Source organism: Streptomyces sp. NBC_00503, from assembly GCF_036346895.1.
Classification (GTDB): Bacteria; Actinomycetota; Actinomycetes; order Streptomycetales; family Streptomycetaceae; genus Streptomyces.
In genome coordinates this window covers 6,370,084-6,391,745 of the sequence record NZ_CP107855.1, presented here as the reverse complement: position 1 = coordinate 6,391,745, position 21,662 = coordinate 6,370,084, and the positions used below count along the sequence as shown (strand labels likewise).

General features: G+C 70.8%; 15 protein-coding genes and 1 riboswitch. Of the genes, 4 read left to right on the top strand and 11 right to left on the bottom strand.

Features of this window, described 5'->3' with window-relative positions; genetic code table 11:
- Positions 1-76: 76 nt before the first annotated feature.
- From OG490_RS29335 to OG490_RS29325, 3 genes are read right to left on the bottom strand one after another with little or no spacing between them, the layout of a single operon-like run.
- Positions 77-1,579 carry a precorrin-2 C(20)-methyltransferase gene (locus OG490_RS29335; RefSeq protein WP_330299269.1) on the bottom strand — a complete coding sequence of 501 codons (1,503 nt, stop codon included), beginning with the start codon at positions 1,577-1,579 and terminating at the stop codon, positions 77-79.
- Complete coding sequence (locus tag OG490_RS29330) at positions 1,576-2,223, bottom strand: precorrin-8X methylmutase (RefSeq protein ID WP_330299268.1); 648 nt, start codon at positions 2,221-2,223, stop codon at positions 1,576-1,578. Before OG490_RS29330 ends, OG490_RS29335 begins: the two co-directional genes overlap by 4 nt.
- On the bottom strand, positions 2,220-3,464 hold the full coding sequence (locus OG490_RS29325; protein WP_330299267.1) for a cobalamin biosynthesis protein CobG: 1,245 nt from the start codon (positions 3,462-3,464) through the stop codon (positions 2,220-2,222). Before OG490_RS29325 ends, OG490_RS29330 begins: the two co-directional genes overlap by 4 nt.
- Before the next feature lie 271 nt (positions 3,465-3,735).
- Positions 3,736-3,836: riboswitch (cobalamin riboswitch) on the top strand.
- 53 nt (positions 3,837-3,889) lie between these two features.
- Here OG490_RS29325 and cobN point away from each other — a divergent pair.
- Entirely contained in the window at positions 3,890-7,501 is a 3,612-nt protein-coding gene (cobN, locus tag OG490_RS29320) for a cobaltochelatase subunit CobN (protein WP_330299266.1), read from the top strand.
- A 29-nt stretch (positions 7,502-7,530) separates the two neighbouring features.
- Positions 7,531-8,004 carry a hemerythrin domain-containing protein gene (locus OG490_RS29315; RefSeq protein WP_330299265.1) on the top strand — a complete coding sequence of 158 codons (474 nt, stop codon included), beginning with the start codon at positions 7,531-7,533 and terminating at the stop codon, positions 8,002-8,004.
- Between the two features lie 21 nt (positions 8,005-8,025).
- Here OG490_RS29315 and OG490_RS29310 read toward each other — a convergent pair whose 3' ends face one another.
- On the bottom strand, positions 8,026-8,247 hold the full coding sequence (locus tag OG490_RS29310) for a hypothetical protein (RefSeq protein ID WP_330299264.1): 222 nt from the start codon (positions 8,245-8,247) through the stop codon (positions 8,026-8,028).
- 253 nt (positions 8,248-8,500) lie between these two features.
- Between OG490_RS29310 and aroD the strand changes: the two genes are divergently transcribed.
- Entirely contained in the window at positions 8,501-9,223 is a 723-nt protein-coding gene (gene aroD, locus OG490_RS29305) for a type I 3-dehydroquinate dehydratase (RefSeq protein ID WP_330299263.1), read from the top strand.
- A 242-nt stretch (positions 9,224-9,465) separates the two neighbouring features.
- The gene (locus OG490_RS29300) at positions 9,466-11,688 is read left to right on the top strand and encodes a terpene synthase family protein (RefSeq protein WP_330299262.1); all 2,223 of its coding nucleotides are present in this window, start codon (positions 9,466-9,468) and stop codon (positions 11,686-11,688) included.
- A 46-nt stretch (positions 11,689-11,734) separates the two neighbouring features.
- Here OG490_RS29300 and OG490_RS29295 read toward each other — a convergent pair whose 3' ends face one another.
- The 7 genes from OG490_RS29295 to OG490_RS29265 all read right to left on the bottom strand — a co-directional run bounded on the left by OG490_RS29295 (position 11,735) and on the right by OG490_RS29265 (position 21,452).
- On the bottom strand, positions 11,735-12,979 hold the full coding sequence (locus tag OG490_RS29295; RefSeq protein ID WP_330299261.1) for a GNAT family N-acetyltransferase: 1,245 nt from the start codon (positions 12,977-12,979) through the stop codon (positions 11,735-11,737).
- A gap of 59 nt (positions 12,980-13,038) precedes the next feature.
- A complete protein-coding gene (locus OG490_RS29290; RefSeq protein ID WP_330299260.1) occupies positions 13,039-14,298 on the bottom strand; it encodes a YncE family protein in 1,260 nt (419 codons plus the stop codon).
- A gap of 159 nt (positions 14,299-14,457) precedes the next feature.
- The gene (locus tag OG490_RS29285) at positions 14,458-15,624 is read right to left on the bottom strand and encodes an XdhC/CoxI family protein (protein ID WP_330299259.1); all 1,167 of its coding nucleotides are present in this window, start codon (positions 15,622-15,624) and stop codon (positions 14,458-14,460) included.
- An 83-nt stretch (positions 15,625-15,707) separates the two neighbouring features.
- The gene (locus OG490_RS29280) at positions 15,708-17,171 is read right to left on the bottom strand and encodes an NCS2 family permease (protein ID WP_330299258.1); all 1,464 of its coding nucleotides are present in this window, start codon (positions 17,169-17,171) and stop codon (positions 15,708-15,710) included.
- A gap of 372 nt (positions 17,172-17,543) precedes the next feature.
- Positions 17,544-19,946 (bottom strand): xanthine dehydrogenase subunit D, encoded by a 2,403-nt coding sequence (pucD, locus tag OG490_RS29275; protein ID WP_330299257.1) that lies wholly within the window; start codon positions 19,944-19,946, stop codon positions 17,544-17,546.
- 1 nt (position 19,947) lies between these two features.
- Positions 19,948-20,553 carry a (2Fe-2S)-binding protein gene (locus OG490_RS29270; RefSeq protein WP_330299256.1) on the bottom strand — a complete coding sequence of 202 codons (606 nt, stop codon included), beginning with the start codon at positions 20,551-20,553 and terminating at the stop codon, positions 19,948-19,950.
- A 2-nt stretch (positions 20,554-20,555) separates the two neighbouring features.
- The gene (locus OG490_RS29265) at positions 20,556-21,452 is read right to left on the bottom strand and encodes an FAD binding domain-containing protein (protein WP_330299255.1); all 897 of its coding nucleotides are present in this window, start codon (positions 21,450-21,452) and stop codon (positions 20,556-20,558) included.
- Positions 21,453-21,662 lie beyond the last annotated feature (210 nt).

The following is a 21,662-nucleotide window of genomic DNA, read 5'->3' as shown; positions in this document are numbered from 1 at the left end:
CGACCCCCCGGACCCCGGAGCGTCAGGGCGAACCGCCCCGGTCCCTCACACCGTCAGCCGACCGCCAGGATCAGGATCACCCGTACCGCCGCGGAGTCCACGTCACCCTCGACCCGTCCGGCCGCTCCGTGATCCGGGTCTGCGAGGAGCCGATCAGCAGGATCGTCCGCATGTCGACCTCGGACGGCTCCAGTTCGGCCAGCGTGAGGATGCGGACCGACTGCTGCGGGCCGCCCACGTCGCGGGCGACGACCACCGGGGTCTGCGGCGACCGCAGTTCCAGCAGCAGTTCGCGGGCCTTGGCCACCTGCCAGTTCCGGCTGCGCGAGCCGGGGTTGTAGAGGGCCAGTACGAGATCGGCGGCAGCCGCCGCGCGCAGCCGCTCCGCGATGACCTCCCAGGGCTTGAGCCGGTCCGAGAGGGAGATGGTGGCGTAGTCGTGGCCGAGCGGCGCACCGGCCGCGGCGGCCGCCGCGTTGGCCGCGGTCACGCCCGGCAGGACCCGTACGGGCACGTCCTTGTACTCCGGCTGTCCCGCGACCTCCAGGACCGCGGTGGCCATGGCGAAGACGCCGGGGTCGCCGCCGGAGACCACGGCCACGCGCTTGCCGCGGCGGGCGAGGTCGAGCGCGAACTCGGCGCGCTCGGACTCCACCTTGTTGTCCGAACCGTGTCGCACCTGGCCCGGCTTCACCGGGACCCGGTCCAGGTAGGTGGTGTACCCGACGAGCACCTCGGCGTCGGCCAGCACCCGCCTGGTCTCGGCGGTCAGCCACAGCGGCCCGGCCGGGCCGGTGCCGACCACGGCGACCTCGCCGGGGCCGGACGGCACGCTGCCCGGGTTGCCGATGCGGCTGGGCACCACGGCGACGGCGAAGTAGGGCACGCTGTCGGGGTCGGTGTCGGCGAGGAGGCCGGTCCGCTCCCCCGCCATCGTCGCGCGTTCCACGTACCGCGCCTCGGCAAGCCGACCGCTGTTCTCCATCGCCCGCCGTACGGCGGGGAAGGTGCGGCCGAGCTTCATCACGACCGCGGAGTCGGTGGCGGCGAGGCGGGCGGTGAGCTCCTCCTCGGACAGGGTGCCGGGCAGGATGGTCAGCACCTCCTCGCCCTCCACCAGCGGGGTGCCGAGCCGGGCCGCGGCGGCGCTCACCGAGGTCACCCCCGGGATCACCTCGGCCTCGTAGCGGTCGGCGAGCCGCTTGTGCATGTGCATGTACGAGCCGTAGAAGAGCGGGTCGCCCTCGGCGAGGACGGCGACGGTGCGGCCGGCGTCCAGGTGGACGGCGAGCCGGGCGGCGGAGGCTTCGTAGAATTCGTCCATCGCGCCCTGGTAGCCGCCGGGGTGGTCGGTGGTCTCGGTGGTGACCGGGTAGACCAGCGGCTCTTCGACGTGGTCGGCGCGCAGGTGCTTGGCGGCGATCGAGCGGGCGATCGAGCGGCCGTGGCGGGCCGAGTGGTAGGCGACGACGTCCGCCTCGGCGATGACCTCTACGGCGCGCAGCGTCATCAGGGACGGGTCACCGGGGCCGAGCCCGACCCCGTAGAGCTTTCCGGTCTTCTGCGTGTTCGCGCTCATTCGGCCACGCTCGCAATGGCGTTGACGGCGGCGGCGGCCATGGCGCTGCCACCGCGTCGGCCCCGGATGATCAGGTGGTCGAGTCCGGAGGGGTGCGCCGCGAGGGCGTCCTTGGACTCGGCGGCGCCGATGAAGCCGACCGGGACGCCGATGACGGCGGCGGGGCGCGGGGCGCCCTCCTCGATCATCTCCAGCAGCCGGAAGAGCGCGGTCGGCGCATTGCCGACGGCGATCACGGATCCTTCCAACAGGCCGCGGTCCCGCCAGACTTCGAGGGCGGCGGCGCTGCGCGTCGTACCCATCTTGGCGGCGAGCTCCGGCACGGCCGGGTCGGAGAGGGTGCAGATCACCTGGTTGTCGGCGGGCAGCCGCTTGCGGGTGACCCCGCTGGCGACCATCTGCACGTCGCACAGGATCGGCGCACCCGCCTCCAGGGCGGCGCGGGCCCGCAGGACGACCTCGGGTGTCCAGCCCAGGTCCCGCGTCAGGTCGGTCATGCCGCAGGCGTGAATCATGCGCACCGCGACCTGGGCGACCGAGGCGGGCAGCCCGGAGAGGTCCGCCTCGGCGCGGATCGTGGCAAAGGACTGGCGGTAGATCTCGGCGCCGTCCTTCTCGTACTCGAACACGGTGTACTCGCTCATTTCTTCACTGCGCCTTCGGAACTGCTTCCTGAAACCTGAGGGGTGTTGCGCGCGGCCGCGAGTACGGGTGCCAACTCGCCCGCAGCCACATGGTGTTCGCCGATCCGGTAGCCCTCGGCCGTCGCCACCAGGTCCACCCACGCGGTGCCGCGCGGATGCCCGCACCGCCGTTCGCAGCCGGACCAGTGGACGGGCAGGGGGCCGGTCGTCAGCGCTACGAGGGCCCGCGCGTCGGCGCGTACGTCCGCGAGGGATTTCACGCAACCCGGCTGCCCCGTACAGGCGGTGACGGACCGCCAGGGGTCCTCGGGGTCGACGACCAGCCCGGCGGGGGCGACGGCGCCACCGGTGACACCGGCGGTACCGGCACCGGTGACGACGATGCTGCGCCACGGCGTGGTCCTGGGGGCGCCGGGCAACTCCCGCCATTGGGCGGTGGTGAGCCGGCCGAGGGGCACCAGTACGCACAGCGCGTCGCCGTGGACGCCGGGGGCGGGCGGCGGCGCGCTCGGGCGGGGCGCTTCGGGCACGAACCGCGAGGCGACCCCGGCCGCGATCAGCCGGACCGTGAACTCCCGTGCGAGCAGGGCGGATTCCGGCGGCAGCTCGGCGACCCGCCAGGCCCGGGTGCCCACGTCCGCCACGGCTTCGAGGAAGTAGTGGACGGCTTCCAGCGCGGCCGCCGGGGCGTCGGCCGAAGCGACCTCGACGGCGTCGGGCTCGGCGCCGAGTCGGATCAGGGTGCGCCCGCCGGGCCGTTCGAGGAGGGTGACGTCCGGGTCGAGGGCGGCGACGTCCCCGCGCCCGTCGTCGACGGCGAACAGGAAGCGTCCGGAGAGTCCGGCGGCGGCGGGGTCGGCGCAGAGCGCCGCGTCCAGGGCCCGGACCTGTCCGGGGTCGCCGAACGGGCTGGCCACGATGTTCCGGATCCGCTCGTGCGAGGGGGCGGGCAGCAGCCCGGCCGCGTCCAGCAGCTCGGCGAGTCCGGCTCCGCAGTCGTCGGCGAGTCCGCGCAGTTCCACGTTGCCGCGCGAGGTCAGTCCCAGGTGCCCGTCGCCGAACCGGTCGGAGGCCAGTGCCAGCGCCGAGGCCTGAGCCGCGGTCAGCAGCCCGCCGGGGATCCGCACCCGGGCCAGGTACCCGTCGTCGGCGCCGTGCAGGCGCAGCGCGCCCGGGCATGCGTCACCGCGGTCCCGTATGACGGGTTCGTCCCGCACTGCGGCGGAAGGGGGCGTGGGCATGGCGGCGAGCATACCCACGATTCTGCGCCCGCCCCCTGTGTCGATCACCACCCCGAACCGGCCACGAGCGGCCGCGCCCCCGATCCGCGCCCCACCCTCACCCCGCCGGCAGATCCAGCCCCGCCGGCGTTTGAGGCGCGGGGTCCGGGGCAGAGCCCCGGCAACGGCCCCGCACCGTCCCGCCCCACCCGTCGTGGCCGCAGGCGGCCCCGCCCCCGGCCACGAACCCCCGCCCCCTAAGATGAGTTCTCGGCGGCCAACAGGCCCGCCATCGCCGAGGACGGCGACATGGGAGGAAGCCCGGTGCGAATCCGGCGCGGTCCCGCCACTGTGAATCCGCGGGGCCCCGGCCCCCGGATGAGTCAGGAACTCCCGCCGTCCTCACTGCCCGGGGCGCGGAAACCCCGAGGAAGGCCTGCCGCCGCATGATCCTGCTGCTGTCGACGTCCGACACCGATCTGCTCAGCGCTCGCGCCGCCGCGGACGGCCCCGTCCCGTACCGGTTCGCGAACCCCTCCCGCCTTCCCCTCGACGACCTCCCGGGTCTGCTCGACGGCGTCGACCTGGTCGTCGTGCGCCTCCTCGGCGGCCTGCGCGCCTGGCAGGACGGCCTGGATCTGCTCCTCGCCCCGTCCCAGACGCGTCCGGTCGTCGTCCTGACCGGCGAACAGGCCCCCGACGCGCAGCTGATGGAGGCCTCGACCGTCCCGATCGGGATCGCCGCCGAGGCCCACGGCTACCTCGCCCACGGCGGCCCGGCCAACCTGGACCAGCTGGCGCGCTTCCTCTCCGACACCGTGCTGCTGACCGGCCACGGTTTCGAGCCCCCGGCGGCCTCCCCCACCTGGGGCCCGCTGGAGCGCACCGCGCAGCGGACGGAGGGTCCGCGGGTCGCCGTGCTGTACTACCGCGCGCACCAGATGAGCGGGAACACCGCCTTCGTCCACACCCTCTGCGAGGCGATCGAGGCCCACGGCGCCCAGGCGCTCCCGCTGTTCGTCTCCTCCCTGCGCACCCCGGAGCCGGAGCTGATCGCGGAGCTGGAGTCGGCCGACGCGGTCGTCACCACCGTCCTCGCGGCGGGCGGCACCAAGCCCGCGACGGCCTCGGCCGGCGGTGACGACGAGTCCTGGGACGCGGGCGCGCTGGCCGGGCTCGGCGTGCCGATCCTCCAGGCCCTGTGCCTGACCGGTTCGCGCAGCGCCTGGGAGGAGAGCGACGAGGGCCTGTCCCCGCTCGACGCGGCCACCCAGGTCGCCGTCCCGGAGTTCGACGGCCGTCTGATCACCGTCCCGTTCTCCTTCAAGGAGCTGGACGAGGACGGTCTGCCCGCCTACGTCGCCGACCCCGAGCGGGCCGCCCGCGTGGCCGGAATCGCCGTGCGCCATGCCCGGCTGCGGCACATCGAGCGCCGCGACAAGAAGATCGCGCTGGTCCTCTCCGCGTACCCGACCAAGCACTCCCGCATCGGCAACGCGGTCGGCCTGGACACCCCGGCGAGCGCCGTGGAGCTGCTGCGCACGCTGATCGCGGGCGGCTACGACTTCGGGCCCGTCGAGTCCATCCCGGGTCTGGTCTCCGGTGACGGCGACGAGCTGATCCGCGCCCTGATCGAGGCCGGCGGCCACGACCAGGACTGGCTCACCGAGGAGCAGCTGGCCCGCAACCCGGTCCGGATCCCGGCGGCCGACTACAAGCGCTGGTTCGCCGAGCTCCCGGCCGAGCTGCGCGAAAGCGTCGAGCACCACTGGGGCGAGGCCCCGGGCAACATGTTCGTGGACCGCTCCGCGAACCCCGAGGGCGACATCGTCCTGGCGGCCCTGCGCCGCGGCAACCTCCTCATCCTGATCCAGCCGCCGCGCGGTTTCGGCGAGAACCCGATCGCGATCTACCACGACCCGGACCTGCCGCCCTCGCACCACTACCTGGCCGCGTACCGCTGGATCCAGGCGCGCGCGGAGGACGGCGGTTTCGGCGCCGACGCGATGATCCACCTGGGCAAGCACGGCAACCTGGAGTGGCTGCCGGGCAAGAACGCCGGTCTGTCGGCGGCCTGCGCCCCCGATGCCGCGCTCGGCGACCTGCCGCTGATCTACCCGTTCCTGGTCAACGACCCGGGCGAGGGCACCCAGGCCAAGCGCCGTGTGCACGCCACCCTGGTCGACCACCTGGTGCCGCCGATGGCGCGCGCGGAGTCGTACGGCGACATCGCGCGCCTGGAGCAGCACCTGGACGAGTACGCGCAGATCTCCGCGATGGACCCGGCGAAGCTGCCGGCCATCCGCGCACAGATCTGGACGCTGATCCAGGCCGCGAAGCTGGACCACGACCTGGGTCTGGCGGAGCGTCCCGACGACGACGGCTTCGACGATTTCCTGCTGCACGTCGACGGCTGGCTGTGCGAGGTCAAGGACGCCCAGATCCGTGACGGCCTGCACGTCCTGGGCGGCGCCCCGACCGGCGACTCCCGCGTGAACCTGGTCCTCGCGATCCTGCGCGCCCGCCAGATCTGGGGCGGTACGACGGCGCTCCCGGGTCTGCGCGAGGCGCTCGGCCTGGACGAGTCCGCGGCCACCCGCACCACCGCCGACGAGGCGGAGGAGCAGGCCCGCGCGCTGGTCCAGGCGATGGAGGACGCGAACTGGGCTCCGGAGGCGGTGGCTTCGGTCGCCGCCGGCTTCTCGGCGGACGTGGCGGCCGTACTGGACTTCGCGGCGCGCGAGGTCGTCCCGCGCCTCGCCGGCACCACCGACGAGATCGCCCACGTGGTCAGCGCCCTGGACGGCGAGTTCGTCCCGGCGGGCCCCTCCGGCTCCCCGCTGCGCGGCCTGGTCAACGTGCTGCCGACCGGCCGCAACTTCTACTCGGTCGACCCGAAGGCCGTCCCCTCCCGCCTCGCGTGGGAGACGGGCCAGGCGCTCGCCGATTCGCTCCTGACCCGCTACCGCACGGACAACGGCGAATGGCCCGCCTCCGTGGGCCTGTCCCTGTGGGGCACGAGCGCGATGCGCACCTCGGGCGACGACGTGGCCGAGGCCATGGCACTGCTGGGCGTGCGCCCGGTCTGGGACGAGGCCTCGCGCCGCGTGACCGGCCTGGAGCCGATCCCGCTCGCCGAGCTGGGCCGCCCGCGCATCGATGTCACCCTGCGCATCTCGGGCTTCTTCCGCGATGCGTTCCCACACGTCATCGGCCTGCTGGACGATGCGGTACGGCTGGCGGCCTCGCTGGAGGAGCCCGCCGAGGACAACTTCGTACGGGCCCACGCGCAGGCGGACCTGGCCGTGCACGGTGACGAGCGGCGCGCGACGACCCGTATCTTCGGCTCGCGCCCGGGTACGTACGGCGCGGGCATCCTGCAGCTGATCGACTCCCGCGACTGGCGCACGGACGCCGACCTCGCGGAGGTCTACACGGTGTGGGGCGGGTACGCCTACGGCCGCGGCCTCGAAGGGCGCCCGGCGCGCGAGGAGATGGAGACCGCCTACAAGCGGATCACCGTCGCGGCGAAGAACACGGACACCCGCGAGCACGACATCGCCGACTCCGACGACTACTTCCAGTACCACGGCGGCATGGTGGCCACCGTCCGCGCGCTGCGCGGCACGGCCCCCGAGGCGTACATCGGGGACTCGACCCGTCCGGAGACGGTCAAGACGCGCACGCTGGTGGAGGAGACCTCCCGGGTCTTCCGCGCCCGTGTGGTCAACCCGAAGTGGATCGAGGCGATGCGCCGCCACGGTTACAAGGGAGCCTTCGAGCTGGCGGCCACCGTCGACTACCTCTTCGGCTACGACGCCACGACCGGCGTGGTGGCGGACTGGATGTACGACAAGCTGACCGAGACGTACGTCCTGGACCCGGAGAACCGCGCCTTCCTGGAAGAGGCCAACCCCTGGGCCCTGCACGGGATCGCGGAGCGACTGCTGGAGGCGGAGTCCCGCGGCATGTGGGAGAAGCCGGACCCGCAGGTGCTGGAGGCGCTGCGCCAGGTGTACCTGGACACGGAGGGCAACCTCGAGGGCGAAAGCGAGTAACCGCTCCGCACCTGGATCACACTGGCCGCATGTGCCACTACTGCGGCTGCCGTGAGATCCCCCTGATCAAGGAGTTCATCGCCGAGCACGAGGCGGTGACGGACGCGGCGGGCGATGCCCTGCGCGCCCTGGACTCCGGGGACACCGCGAGGGCGCGCACCCTCGTGGCGGACATGACGGCCGTCCTCCTCGCCCACTGGAAGGGCGAGGAGGACGGCTTGTTCGCGGTCATGGGGCAGGACCCCGAGTACGCCCAGTACATCGAGGCCCTGGTCCGGGAACACCGCGAGCTGGCGGCCTTCCTCTCCCGCGCGGATCTCGCGGACCCTGCGGACACGGCCGCCCTGCGCCGCGCGGTGGAGGAGCTCCACCACCACATCGCGAAGGAGGAGGACGGCCTCTTCCCCGCATCCCTCACCGCCCTGACGGGCGAGGACTGGGACCTTGCCATCGCGGCCTGGCGCACGGCCCATCCCGGTGGGGACCTGAGGCCCGTCGGGTAGCGGAGCCGACCGCCGGAGGGGCTACGCCTTGGTGGTCTGGTTCAGCGCTACGAGGGCCTGCGCCCAGCGCACGTACTTCAGCTGGCCGAAGTCGGCGACGGTCTTGACTCCAAAAGCCTCGAGGAGCAGTTCGCCGTCCTTGTCGGTGACGCCCTTGAGCGCGGCGACCGGGGCCGCGAGCACCTCCGCGAGCGGCTTGTCGGCCCACGCCTTGTCCAGCACCTTGTCGAGATCGATCGCCATGAGTGTCCCTCCCGGAACGCCGAAATCTGTACCGATGGCGCAAACCTAGAACAATCAGACAAGCATCCCGCGCTGCGACACCAGCACCTTGGCGCAAGCGGGCAGCCCAAGGGGCGGGCAGCCACTCTCGCCGATACCGATTCCGCGTATAATCCGCCGCGCTTGCCAAGTTCAAGTTGGCCAAGTTCAAGTTCGCCAAGTGATGCGCGTCGGATATCGGAATCGAAAAGGCAGTGACCAGGAAATGAATTCAATGCGGGCGCTTCTCGACGACGGGATTCCGCTGGTGGCCGTCAGCTTCGACGACACCGACGCCGAACTGCGCGCCCACGAGGCGCAGGCGGCCGGCGTCGATGTCGCCGAGCTGCGCGTCGACCGGTACGCGCGGACCGAGACGGCCCATGTCCTGGCCCAGGTGGACGCGTTCAAGGCCCTGCCGGTCCTGGCCACGCTCCGCTCCCCGCTCGAAGGCGGCGACTGGAAGGGGACCGAAGCCGAGCGCCTCGACCTCTTCCGCGCCCTCGCCCCCCGGGTCCAGGCCGTGGACATCGAGCTCTCGTCCCGGGAAATCCTCTCCGGCGTGATCGAGGCCGCCCGCGCGCACGACACGGTGACGATCGTCTCGTACCACAATTTCGAATTCACCCCGGCCACCGAGGAACTCCAGGCCGTCATCGACGAGGCCAAGAGCGCCGGCGCCGACGTGGTCAAGGTGTCGACCATGGTGGAGTCCGAGAGCGACGTACGGCGCCTCGCCTCGCTGCTGCTGCGGGCGGGGGCCGACGGGACCCGGCTGATCGTCATCGCCATGGGTGCGACCGGCGCCGTCTCGCGCGTCTTCTTCCCGGCCCTCGGCTCGCGGATCACCTACTCCTTCTTCGGCGCGAGCTCCGCCCCGGGCCAGCTCGACTTCACGGAGACCTTCGGCCTGCTGCGCAAGTTCTACCCGGCGTTCGACCGGCGCAAGTCCGCCTGAGCTTGCGAGGACGGAGGGGAGCGGACGGAGGGAAACGCAGGGAAGAGGGCCTGTCCCACCGGTCTCTCTACCTGCTCGCAGCCCCGTACGTCGCAGAACGACTGCCGTGTCACCTGATGAAGTGAACTCCCCCTTATCTCACCGGCACCACGGGTAGGGCACTGCTGATCTCGTGCGGAAGGCCCCTTGCCGGGCCTTCCGCCTCCGTCCGCGAGACAGACAGACGAAAGGTCCACCCTGCCGTGACGCAGCCGTTCCAACTGCCGGATTTCTATGTGCCATATCCGGCGCGACTGAACCCCCACCTGGAGAACGCCAGGACCCACACCAAGAAGTGGGCCCGCGCCTTCGGGATGCTGGAAGGTTCCGGCGTCTGGGAGGAGAGCGACCTCGACTCGCACGACTACGCGCTGCTGTGCTCCTACACCCACCCCGACTGCGACAGCGAAGCGCTGTCGCTGGTCACCGACTGGTACGTGTGGGTGTTCTTCTTCGACGACCACTTCCTGGAGATGTACAAGCGCTCCCAGGACCGCGCGGGCGCCAAGGCCTACCTCGACCGGCTCGGCGCCTTCATGCCCATGGACCTGGCGGACGGGTTCCCGGAGGCCACCAATCCCGTGGAAGCGGGCCTCGCCGACCTGTGGGCCCGTACCGTCCCCGCCATGTCGATGGACTGGAGGGAACGGTTCTCCCTGTCCACCAAGAACCTCCTCGACGAGTCCATGTGGGAACTCGCCAACATCAACATCGGGCGGGTCGCCAACCCCCTCGAATACATCGAGATGCGCCGCAAGGTGGGCGGCGCCCCCTGGTCGGCCGGTCTCATCGAGTACGTGTCCGCCGAGGTCCCCGCGCGGATCGCGCACTCCCGTCCGCTCGGGGTGCTGCGCGACGCCTTCTCCGATGCCGTGCACATCAGGAACGACATCTTCTCCTACCAGCGCGAGGTCGCCGACGAGGGCGAACTCTCCAACGCCATCCTGGTGTTGGAGACCTTCCTCGGCTGCACCACCCAGGAGGCCGCCGAAGCCTCCAACGACCTCCTCACCTCCCGGCTCCACCAGTTCGAGCAGACCGCCCTCGCCGAACTCCCCCAGCTCTTCGCCGACCACGCCATGGACCCGGCCGAGATCGGCGCCGTCCTCGCCTACGCCAAGGGCCTGCAGGACTGGCAGTCCGGCGGCCACGAATGGCACATGGTCTCCAGCCGCTACATGAACAAGGAAGCCCGCGCCACCGCTCCGCTCACCCTGCCCTTCCTCCCCTCCGGCCTGGGCACCACCGCCCTGGACCTGCGCTCGATCCTCGCCCCGCGGGCCCTGGAACTGCGCCGCCGCTCCTTCACCCACGTCCCCTTCGAGCGCACCGGCCCGTCCGTGGTCCCGGACGTATACATGCCGTTCCCGCTCACCATGAGCCCGCACCACGCCCACGCCCGGGAGCAGTCGATGATCTGGGCCAAGGAGATGGGGCTCGTCGACCCGCAGCCCGGAGACCCCGGCTCGGCGATCTGGAACGAGGAGAAGCTGCGCGGCTACGACTTCGCGCTCTGCTCCGCCGGCATCGACCCCGACGCCACCGCCGAGGCCCTGACCCTCAACGCCTGCTGGCTGACCTGGGGAACCTACGGGGACGACTACTACCCTGTGGTCTTCGCGCAGTCCAAGAACCTGCCGGCCGCCAAGGCCACCACCGCCCGGCTGATCTCCATGATCCCGGTGGACCACGCCGAACAGGCGCTCCCGGCGACCGCGATGGAACGCTCCCTCGGCGACCTGTGGGTGCGCACCAGCAAGGACATGTCCCCCGAGGTCCGGGGGGAGTTCCGGGCCACGCTCGTGAGCATGCTGCAGAGCTGGCTGTGGGAGATGGAGAACCAGATCCAGAACCGCATCCCGGACCCGGTGGACTACGCCGAGATGCGCCGCCACACCTTCGGCTCGCACCTCACGATGTACCTGTGCCGGCTCGGCCAGGCGGGCCGGGGCATCCCCGACGACATCTACGCCTCCGGCACCATCCGCTCCCTGGAGAACGCGGCCGCCGACGCAGCCTGCCTGATGAACGACATCTTCTCCTACCAGAAGGAAGTGGAGGTCGAGGGCGAGGTCCACAACTACGTGCTGGTCACCCGCAACTTCTTCGACATCGACTACCCGCAGGCCCTGCACATCTGCCACTCGCTGATGACGCAGCGCACCGAGGAGTTCGAGCACATCGTGGCCAACCAGCTGCCGCTGCTCTACGACGACTGGAAGCTGGATGCGGACGCACGCGCCGGACTCGACGCGTACGTGGGCGAGTTGCAGGACTGGCTCGCCGGAATTCTCAACTGGCACGAGAAGACCCGGCGTTACCGCGAGGAGGACCTGCACCGCCTGGGTGACGGGATCTCCACCGGCGTCCTGAGCTCCGACTTCGGCATGTCCGCGGCCCGGATCTCGCTGCCCGCCATCGGCTGAGCCGGAGCCACAGCCACAGCCGAACCGGTTTTCGCGGCGGACGGGTCTAGAACTCGTCCGCCGTGTGCGCCAGCAGCGCGGTGCGCAGCCCCGCGTCCAGGGCGGCGGCCGCGCCGGGGGCGTGCTCCGCCACCAGCCCGGCCGCGACCAGCTCGACGGCCCGGGTCCCGCCCAGGTAGCAGGCCGCGAGCTCCCGTACGTCCAGGCTCAGATCGGGAGCCTGCCCGTCGGCGGGCTCGTACGCCGCCCCGTGCGGCCCCGCCTTCAGCCGGAACCGCCCCGTGTTCGCGGGCAGCCGGGCATCGGTCAGCTCCAGGACGAGTTCCACGGGCGCGGCCCAGGACCGCCCGGTCAGCGCCGCCCCCACGTCGACCAGCCGCAGCCAGAGCGCGGGGAACGCGGCGGTGACCCTGACCTGGTCCCGGTCGGCGGCGAAGTGCAGCAGCGGGTCGTCGGCCGGGCGGCCCCAGGCACAGACCCGGCCGGTGAGGTCGAGGGAGGCCAGGCACTCCCACAGCGCGGCGGCCACCGCCGGGGTGTCCGCCTCCAGTTCGTAGACCTGGACCCGGCCCGGGGTGCGGGTGGGGCCGCTGTCGTCCTCGGGCTTGGTGCGGTAGAGGACGTAGCCTGCGACCGGCTCGCCCGGCTCCCCCAGGACGATGATCCGGGGCGGGCTCAGCTCCTCGTCCTCCTCGTCCTGTTCGGTCAGCCACTCCTCGGTCCACCTCCACTCGCCACGGGTCGGCCGGCCGGCCCGGGTCGCGCGGGCCGCCTCGTGGTACGGGCCGATCACGGCGACGGCGCCCTCGGGGTCCGAGGTGTCGACCAGGCGCAGCGGCCGCCGGTCCGCTTCGATGCGCAGGGCCAGCGGCCGGGTGGAGTCGATCTCGATGGTGACGCCCTGGGTGGCGCTGCCGTAGCCGAAGCGCCCGTAGATGGCGGCCTCGGAGGCCCACAGCGCGGCGATCGGGCTGCCGGCCTCCCCGGCCCGGCGCAGCATCTCGCCCATCAGGGAGGTCAGCACGCCCCGGCGGCGGTGGGTGGGGGAAACGGAGACGAAGGTGAGCCCGGGGCAGGGCAGGTCCGCCCCGGGCACCGAGAGCCGGAAGTCGTGCGCGGCCATGAACCCGACCAGCGCGTCCCCGTCGTAGGCACCGATGCGGGTGCAGTGCAGGAGCATGTCGTGGTGGCGTTCGCGCGCCTCCTTCTCGGGCCGGTCGTGGAAGACCAGGTACGCGAGCTCCAGAGCGCGGTCGATGTCGGACTCGGGTACCTCGCGAATGTCCACCATGATCGGGAGACTAATCGGTCATCGCAGACCAGTCATCTCAAAGTGGCTGGATTTGCCGGTCAGGGCGCCGAGGGCCCGGTCCAGTCGGCCGGAACGTGCCCGAGCCGCACGCGCTGCGGGTGGTCGCCGACGGGTACGGAGACCCGCTTGGCGCCGGTGGCGAAGTCGATGGCCGTCACCTGGTCGGCGCCGCTCTCGGAGATCACGCAGCCGGTGCCGTCGCCGTCCACGGTGGCCCAGTAGGGCTTCGCGGCCGGCACCAGGGGCCCCGGCTCCAGGGTGGCCCGGTCCACGACGGTGGCGTAGTCGTCCATGGTCCCGGCGATGCAGAGCTTGGCGCCGTCGGGGCTCATGGACATGCCGTGGTGCCGGGAGTCGTTGACCCAGGTGGTGCGGTCGCTACTGGTGGCCGGGTTCACGGGGAGGGTCTTGACCCGGGTGATCCGGTCGGCGGCCACGTCGTACTCGACGAAGCCGTTGAAGAAGGACACCTGGAAGTAGAGCTTGGACTCGTCCGGGGTGAAGGACATCGGGCGTACCGCGTCGGAGAGGTCGGAGCGCCCGAACGCGTCGAGCCGTGCGCGCATGTCGATCACCCGGACCGGGCGGAAGGTCTGCGCGTCGACGACGGTGATCTTCCGGTCGCCCTTCGTCCAGTCCAGCCAGGGCGCGTCGAGGGACGAGGTCACGTCACCGATCGAGCTGTTCCACAGGAAGCGGCCGCCCTGGGTGAAGGTGTTCTCGTGCGGTTTGTCGCCGGTGGCGAAGGAGCCGACCTGGCGCCCGCTCGCGATGTCCAGGACGTGCACGGTGTTGGCGGTGGAGGCGGAGACGGCCACGCGCGTGCCGTCCGGGGAGACCGCCATGTGGTCGGCCCGGTAACCGGCGACCGGGAAGCGCCAGTTGATTCGGCCGGTGCGCACGTCCACGGAGACCACGTCGGCGAAGCTGGGGCGGGAGGCGACGACGGCGGAGCCGTCGGGGGTGGTGTACATGTCGTCCACGAACTGGTCGTGGCCCTCGCCCGCGGTGGCCCGGATGCCCAGGAAGTAGCCGAGCTTCACGGGGTTGAGGTAGATCTCCCGGAGCCGCTCCTCCTTGTCGGGGATGACGTTGACCCGGCCCACCTTGGCCAGGTCCCCGGTGGAGGCGAGGACGTCGGCGGTGCCCTCCCAGTTGTTGCCCACGAACAGCACCTCGCGCAGCCCGGGCCCGGCGGCCGGGGCTCCGGAGGTGGTCGAGGCGCCGGCTGCGGTTTCGGCGCCGGACGCGGGTCCGGCCACCAGTGCGGCGGCGAGCAGGGCGGCGAGCCCGGCCATGGCCGACAGGGCCCGGCGGGTACCTAAGGGGGTGGCGGACATCCGGTCAACTCCGTTGCGGGGAGACGCTGTTACCGGCGGGTAAAATAGGCGGAACGCCGAAAGGGCGCAACCCCCACGGGGTTGCGCCCTTCTCGCAGCGCTCGACGCGCCAAGCCTTCAGGCGACGGAGCCGATCCGGCTGATCAGCGTCTTCTTCGAGGGGTCCGGGTGGATCGGGGTGTGCGCGCCGGTCAGGGACACGCCCGTACCGCCGCGCCGGTTGGCGACGATCTCGGCGGCTATGGACAGCGCGGTCTCCTCCGGAGAGACGGCCCCGAGGTCCATGCCGATCGGGGAGCGCAGCCGGGCCAGTTCGATCTCGCTCATGCCGACCGCGCGGAGCCGCTCGTTGCGGTCCTCGTGGGTGCGGCGGGAGCCCATGGCGCCGACGTAGGCGACGGGAAGCCTGAGGGCCAGTTCGAGGAGCGGTACGTCGAACTTGGCATCGTGGGTGAGCACGCACAGCACGGTCCGGCCGTCGAGGACTCCGGCCTCGGACTGCGCCTCCAGGTACCGGTGCGGCCAGTCGACCACGATCTCGTCCGCCTCGGGGAAGCGGGTCTTCGTGGCGAACACGGGCCTCGCGTCGCACAGGGTGACGCGGTAGCCGAGGAACTTGCCGATCCGCACCAGGGCGGACGCGAAGTCGATGGCGCCGAAGACGATCATCCGGGGCGGCGGGACGCTGGACTCGACCAGCACCTTGAGCGGCTCTCCGCAGAGCCGGCCGTCGGCGCCGATCTCCAGCACACCGGTCCGGCCGGCGTCGAGCACGGCCCGCGCCTCCTGGGCGATGGAGCGGTCCAGCTCGGGGTGTCCGCCGAAGCCGCCCTCGTGGGAGCCGTCGGTGCGGACGAGTACGGCGCGGCCCATCAGCTCGGCCGGGCCTTCGGTGATCCGCGCGACCGCCGCCGCCTCCCCTCGGGCGGCGGCGGCCAGCGCGGCCGCGAACACCTCCCGTACGGGAGAGTCCGCGGAGATCGGGGTGACCAGGATGTCGATGATCCCGCCGCAGGTAAGACCGACCGCGAAGGCATCGTCGTCGCTGTACCCGAAGCGCTCCAGGACGGTTTCGCCGTCCTCCAGCGCCTGCTGGCACAGCTCGTAGACCGCACCCTCCACGCATCCGCCGGATACCGAACCGATGGCCGTGCCGTCGCTGTCGACGGCGAGGGCCGCTCCGGGCTGCCGCGGGGCGCTTCCGCCGACGGCCACGACCGTGGCGACGGCGAAGTCGCGTCCCTGCTCGACCCACCGGTTCAATTCTTCGGCGATGTCCAGCACTGCGGCCTCCTCGGAGAGGTATCGGTATCCAGTATCGGATACGTGGAGGGTGCGGTTACTTGCTCCTGATCAGGTCAGGCGGCTCAGCCGACGCCGAGCCAGCCCTCGATCGGGTGCAGGGCGTAGAAGACCACGAAGATCGCGGTCAGACCCCACATGAAGCCGCCGATCTCACGGGCCTTGCCCTGAGCGATCTTGATGGCGACGAAGGAGATGACACCCGCGGCGACACCTGCGGTGATCGAGTAGGTGAACGGCATGATCACGACGGTCAGGAAGACCGGGATCGCGGTCGCGCTGTCGGCCCAGTCCACGTGGCGGGCGTTCTGCATCATCATCGCGCCGATGACGACCAGCGCCGCGGAGGCGACCTCACCCGGGACGATCTGGGTGATCGGGGTGAAGAAGAGGCAGGCGGCGAAGAACAGGCCGGTGACGACGGAGGCGAGACCGGTACGGGCTCCCTCACCGACGCCGGTGGCGGACTCGACGAACACGGTCTGGCCGGAGCCACCCGCGATGCCACCGATGGCGCCACCGGCACCGTCGATGAACAGCGCCTTGGACAGGCCCGGCATGCGGCCCTTGTCGTCGGCGAGCTTGGCCTCGGTACCGACACCGATGATGGTGGCCATCGCGTCGAAGAAGCCGGCGAGCACCAGGGTGAAGACGATCATGCCGACCGTCATGTAGCCGACGTCGCCCCAGCCACCGAACGAGACGTGGCCGAAGAGCGAGAAGTCCGGCATCGAGACCGCGGAGCCGGACAGCTCCGGCGGGCCGCTCTTCCAGGCCTTCGGGTCGATGTCCGCCACGGCGTTCACGATGGCGGCCAGAACGGTTCCGCCGACGATGCCGATCAGGATCGCGCCGGGGACCTTGCGGGCCTGCAGCATGAAGATGGTGAGCAGGGTGATGCAGAAGATCAGGACGGGCCAGCCGGCGAGTTCACCGACGGAGCCGAGCTGAACGGGGGGACCGAACTCCGGGCCGCGGCCGACGAAGCCGGCCTTGACCAGGCCGATGAGCGCGACGAACATGCCGATGCCCATGGTGATGGCGTGCTTGAGCGCCAGCGGGATCGCGTTCATGATCATCTCTCGGAGGCCGGTGACGACCAGGAGACAGATCACGACGCCGTAGACCACACACATGCCCATGGCCTGCGGCCAGGTCATCTGGGGGGCCACCTGCGAGGCCAGCACGCCGGACACGGAGAGACCGGCGGCGAGCGCGAGCGGGACCTTGCCGACGAAGCCCATGAGGAGCGTCGTGACGGCTGCGGCGAACGCCGTGGCGGTGATGATCGCCGAAGCGGCCATCGAGTTGCCGGCGACGTCCTTGCCCGAGAGGAGCAGGGGGTTCAGCAGCAGGATGTAGGCCATCGCCATGAAGGTCGTGATACCGCCACGAACCTCGTTGCCGATGTTGGATTTGCGCTGCGTGATGTGGAAGTACCGATCGAGCCAAGACTGTTCGGTGGGGTTCTGAGAGCCGTTGCCGGCCTCTTCCTCACTGGTCTTGGGCTCCACAGACGATTGGGTCATGGTGCCTAACTCCCAAGGTTCATAGGGGCACCCGCATAAAGATTGGAGACACGGGATTTGGGAAACTGCGTTGGCTGCACGACCCGGGGTGACGGCCCGAGGCGACGCGAGATGTGCACTGCGTGTACTGCGGGTACTGCGGGGTTTCGCGGTACTGGGAAGACACCAGGGGGTATTGGGTGCTTGCCCGGAGTTACTGCTTTTTTTCCTGTTGGGTTACTGCCGGTGAAAACTGACCGCGAGCGGTGCGGCCCTGATGACTCCGGACTCACTGCTCCGGGCGGTGCGGCTGGAATTGTGACGTTCCCGTGTCACACCGCCCGGAAATCTGTGGGGTGGTCCGGGGGCCTCTCGGCCCCCGGACCCGCCGTCCTAGAGGGTGCCGGTGAGGGCTTCCGGACGGATCGGCGTCTTGTTGAGCTCAAGACCCGTCGCCGCCCGGATGGCCGCGAGGACCGCCGGGGTGGACGAGAGGGTCGGGGCCTCGCCCATACCGCGCAGGCCGTAGGGGGCCTTCGGGTCGGCGAGCTCCAGGACGTCGACCGGGATGGTCGGGGTGTCGAGGATGGTCGGGATCAGGTAGTCCGTGAAGGAGGGGTTGCGCACCTTCGCGGTCTTCGGGTCCACGATGATCTCTTCCATGATCGCGACGCCCAGGCCCTGGGTGGTACCACCCTGGATCTGGCCGACCACGGAAAGCATGTTCAGGGCCTTGCCCACGTCCTGGGCGGTCGCCAGCTCGACGACCTTGACGAGGCCGAGCTCGGTGTCCACCTCGACGACCGCACGGTGCGCGGCGAAGGTGTACTGGACGTGGCCGTTGCCCTGGCCGGTGACCAGGTCGAAGGGCTCGGTCGGCGCGTGACGGAACTCGAGCTCGAGGTCGATCGCCTCGTCCTCGAGGATGTCGGCGATGGCCGCGAGGACCTCGCCGCCGTCGGTGACGACCTTTCCGCCTTCGAGCAGCAGCTCGGCCGTGGCCCACGCGGGGTGGTACGAGCCGTTCTTGCGGCGGCCGATCTCCAGGAGGGCCTCGCGGACCGCTTCACAGGTGTTCTTCACGGCGCCACCGGTCATGTACGTCTGCCGGGAGGCGGACGTGGAACCGGCGGAGCCGACCTGCGTATCGGCCGGGTGGATGGTCACCTGCGTGACCCCCAGCTCGGTACGGGCGATCTGCGTGTGGACGGTGATGCCGCCCTGACCGACCTCCGCCATGGCCGTGTGGACCATCGCGACGGGCTCGCCGTTGATGACCTCGAGCCGCACGCGGGCGGTCGAGTAGTCGTCGAAGCCCTCGGAGAAGCCGACGTTCTTGATGCCGACCGCGTAGCCGACGCCGCGGACGACGCCTTCACCGTGGGTGGTGTTGGAGAGGCCGCCGGGCAGTGCGCGGACGTCCGCGCCCTCGCCGGCGGTCTCCCACTGGCGCTCGGGCGGCAGCGGGCGGGCCTTGACCCGGCGCAGCAGCTCGGCGACGGGCGCCGGAGCGTCCACGACCTGGCCGGTCGGCATGACCGTGCCCTGGGACATGGCGTTCAGCTGGCGGAACTCGACCGGGTCCATGCCCAGCTTCGCCGCGAGCTTGTCCATCTGGGCCTCGTAGGCGAAGCAGGCCTGGACGGCGCCGAAGCCGCGCATCGCCCCGCAGGGCGGGTTGTTCGTGTAGAGCGCGATCGCCTCGATGTCCACGTCCTCCAGGACGTAGGGACCCACCGACAGCGAGGAGGCGTTGCCCACGACCGCCGGGGAAGCGGACGCGTACGCGCCGCCGTCCAGGACGATCTTGCACTTCATGTGCGTGAGCTTGCCGTCCTTGGTGGCGCCGTGCTCGTAGTAGAGCTTCGCCGGGTGGCGGTGCACGTGGCCGAAGAAGGACTCGAAGCGGTTGTAGACGATCTTGACCGGCTTGTTCGTGGCCAGGGCCAGGAGGCAGGCGTGGATCTGCATCGAGATGTCTTCGCGGCCGCCGAAGGCACCGCCGACGCCCGAGAGCGTCATGCGGATCTTCTCCGGCGGCAGACCCAGGACCGGGGCGATCTGCTGGAGGTCCGAGTGCAGCCACTGGGTGGCGACGTACAGCTCGACACCGCCGTCCTCGGTCGGCACGGCCAGGCCGGACTCCGGGCCGAGGAAGGCCTGGTCCTGCATGCCGAAGGTGTACTCGCCCTCGACGATGACGTCGGCACGCTTGCGGGCCTCTTCCACGTTGCCGCGGATGATCGGCTGGCGGTGCACGATGTTCGGGTGCGGGACGTGACCGATGTGGTGGTCGTCGCGGCCCTCGTGGATCAGCGGCGCGCCGGGGGCGAGGGCCGAGGCCTCGTCCGTGACGAGCGGCAGCTCGCGGTAGTCGATCTTGATCTTGGCGGCCGCGCGGCGGGCGGTCTCCGGGTGGTCGGCGGCGACGAGCGCCACCGGCTCCCCGTGGTGACGCACCCGGCCATGGGCGAGAACCGGGGTGTCCTGGATCTCGAGGCCGTAGTTCTTCATCTCGGCCGGCAGGTCGTCGTACGTCAGCACCGAGTAGACGCCCGGCATCGCCAGGGCCTCGGAGATGTCGATGGAGACGATCTCGGCGTGGGCGACGGTGCTGCGCAGGGTCTGGCCCCACAGCATGTCCTCGTGCCACATATCCGAGGAGTACGCGAACTCACCGGTCACCTTGAGGGTGCCGTCCGGGCGGAGAACCGATTCGCCGATTCCGCCCTTGGTGTGGTTCTGCGTGACGTTGGTCGGCGTGCCCGCCGGGACCGTACGCGTGTTCCGAGCCATGTCAGACCGCCTCAGACTGACGGGCGGCCGCGAGGCGGACCGCGTCGAGGATCTTCTCGTAGCCCGTGCAGCGGCAGAGGTTGCCGGACAGGGCCTCACGGATGTCCTGGTCGGACGGGGAGGGGTTCTCCTCCAGGAGCGCGTCCGCCTGGATCAGCAGACCCGGGGTGCAGAAACCGCACTGGACGGCGCCGGCGTCGATGAACGCCTGCTGGACGTTGGAGAGCTCCACGCCCTCGCCCGTCTGGGAGTCGGCGGGCCGGGCCTGCCACTGCTTGGCCGCGTCCAGGGTGACGCCCTTGGAGCCGCAGCCGCCGCCCGTACCGCAGGCACCGCCGTGACCGTGCTCCTCACGCTGCTTGGCGAACTCCGCCAGGCCCTCGACGGTCACGACGTCGCGACCCTCGACCTGACCGGCCGCGACCAGGCAGGAACAGACCGGCACACCGTCGAGGCGGACCGTGCAGGAACCGCACTCGCCCTGCTCGCAGGCGTTCTTCGAACCCGGCAGACCCATGCGCTCGCGCAGGACGTAGAGGAGGGACTCGCCCTCCCAGACGTCGTCGGCTTCCTGCTGACGGCCGTTGACCGTGAAATTGACGCGCATGGTTACGCAGCCCCTTCGAGCGAGCGGCCGTTGTTCGAACCGCGGTACTGCTCCCACGTCCAGACGAGCTGGCGGCGAGCCATGATGCCGACCGCGTGGCGGCGGTACTTCGCCGTGCCGCGGACGTCGTCGATCGGGTTGGCCGCGGCGGCCGCGAGGTCACCGAACTGCTTGGCGATCGAAGGGGTGATGACCTGGCCGGACTCCCAGAAGCCACCCTCTTCGAGCGCGGCGTTCAGGAACTCCTCGGCGACCTTCGCCCGGATCGGGGTCGGCGCGGCCGAACCGATGCCGGTGCGGACGGTGCGCGTCTCGGGGTGCAGCGCCAGGCCGAACGCGCAGACCGCGATGACCATCGCGTTGCGGGAGCCGACCTTGGAGTACTGCTGGGGGCCGTCCGCCTTCTTGATGTGGACGGTCTTGATGAGCTCGTCGGCGGCCAGCGCGTTGCGCTTCACACCGGTGTAGAACTCGTCGATCGGGATCATCCGGGAGCCGCGTACGGACTCCACCTCGACCTCGGCACCCGCCGCGAGCAGCGCGGGGTGCGAGTCGCCAGCCGGAGAGGCGCAACCGAGGTTGCCGCCGACGCCGCCGCGATTGCGGATCTGCGGGGAAGCGACCGTGTGCGAAGCGAGCGCGAGTCCGGGAAGCTCCGTGCGGAGGTTCTCCATGATCTGCGTGTACGGGACCGAAGCACCCAGACGGACCACGTCCTCGCCGATCTCCCACTCCCGCAGCAGACCGATGCGGTTGAGGTCGAGGAGGTAGTCCGGCCGACGGTGGTCAAAGTTGATCTCGACCATCACATCGGTGCCACCTGCGATCGGCACAGCTGTGGGGTGCTCTGCCTTAGCGGCGAGCGCCTCCTCCCAGCTGGCGGGGCGAAGGAAGTCCATGTGCGGCTCTCTTCTTCTTCGTAATCGGGCCGTTCACTTCAAGCCAGGAGGCCCAAGGGCCCTCGACTGGTCGTTCACGTGCTGTTAACGCGGTGTGGACCCAGTACACAAGCCGCCCGTCCCCCGAGTGCAGTCACCGAAACCATGAAGGAGTTGGCTGGGTACCTCCCTCGTCTTGTAGATTCGTATGAAAGGCAGGATGCAACGACC

Excerpts from the sequence above, each read along its gene's own strand:
- OG490_RS29310 (WP_330299264.1), bottom strand. The coding sequence starts at position 8,247 with ATGGCGATCGATCTCGACAAGGTGCTGGACAAGGCGTGGGCCGACAAG.
- OG490_RS29270 (WP_330299256.1), bottom strand. The coding sequence starts at position 20,553 with ATGCGCGTCAATTTCACGGTCAACGGCCGTCAGCAGGAAGCCGACGAC.
- OG490_RS29330 (WP_330299268.1), bottom strand. The coding sequence starts at position 2,223 with ATGAGCGAGTACACCGTGTTCGAGTACGAGAAGGACGGCGCCGAGATC.
- cobN (WP_330299266.1), top strand. The coding sequence starts at position 3,890 with ATGATCCTGCTGCTGTCGACGTCCGACACCGATCTGCTCAGCGCTCGC.
- OG490_RS29335 (WP_330299269.1), bottom strand. The coding sequence starts at position 1,579 with ATGAGCGCGAACACGCAGAAGACCGGAAAGCTCTACGGGGTCGGGCTC.
- OG490_RS29280 (WP_330299258.1), bottom strand. The coding sequence starts at position 17,171 with ATGACCCAATCGTCTGTGGAGCCCAAGACCAGTGAGGAAGAGGCCGGC.
- OG490_RS29265 (WP_330299255.1), bottom strand. The coding sequence starts at position 21,452 with ATGGACTTCCTTCGCCCCGCCAGCTGGGAGGAGGCGCTCGCCGCTAAG.
- OG490_RS29325 (WP_330299267.1), bottom strand. The coding sequence starts at position 3,464 with ATGCCCACGCCCCCTTCCGCCGCAGTGCGGGACGAACCCGTCATACGG.
- OG490_RS29295 (WP_330299261.1), bottom strand. The coding sequence starts at position 12,979 with ATGGTGGACATTCGCGAGGTACCCGAGTCCGACATCGACCGCGCTCTG.
- OG490_RS29315 (WP_330299265.1), top strand. The coding sequence starts at position 7,531 with ATGTGCCACTACTGCGGCTGCCGTGAGATCCCCCTGATCAAGGAGTTC.
- aroD (WP_330299263.1), top strand. The coding sequence starts at position 8,501 with ATGCGGGCGCTTCTCGACGACGGGATTCCGCTGGTGGCCGTCAGCTTC.
- OG490_RS29290 (WP_330299260.1), bottom strand. The coding sequence starts at position 14,298 with ATGGCCGGGCTCGCCGCCCTGCTCGCCGCCGCACTGGTGGCCGGACCC.
- pucD (WP_330299257.1), bottom strand. The coding sequence starts at position 19,946 with ATGGCTCGGAACACGCGTACGGTCCCGGCGGGCACGCCGACCAACGTC.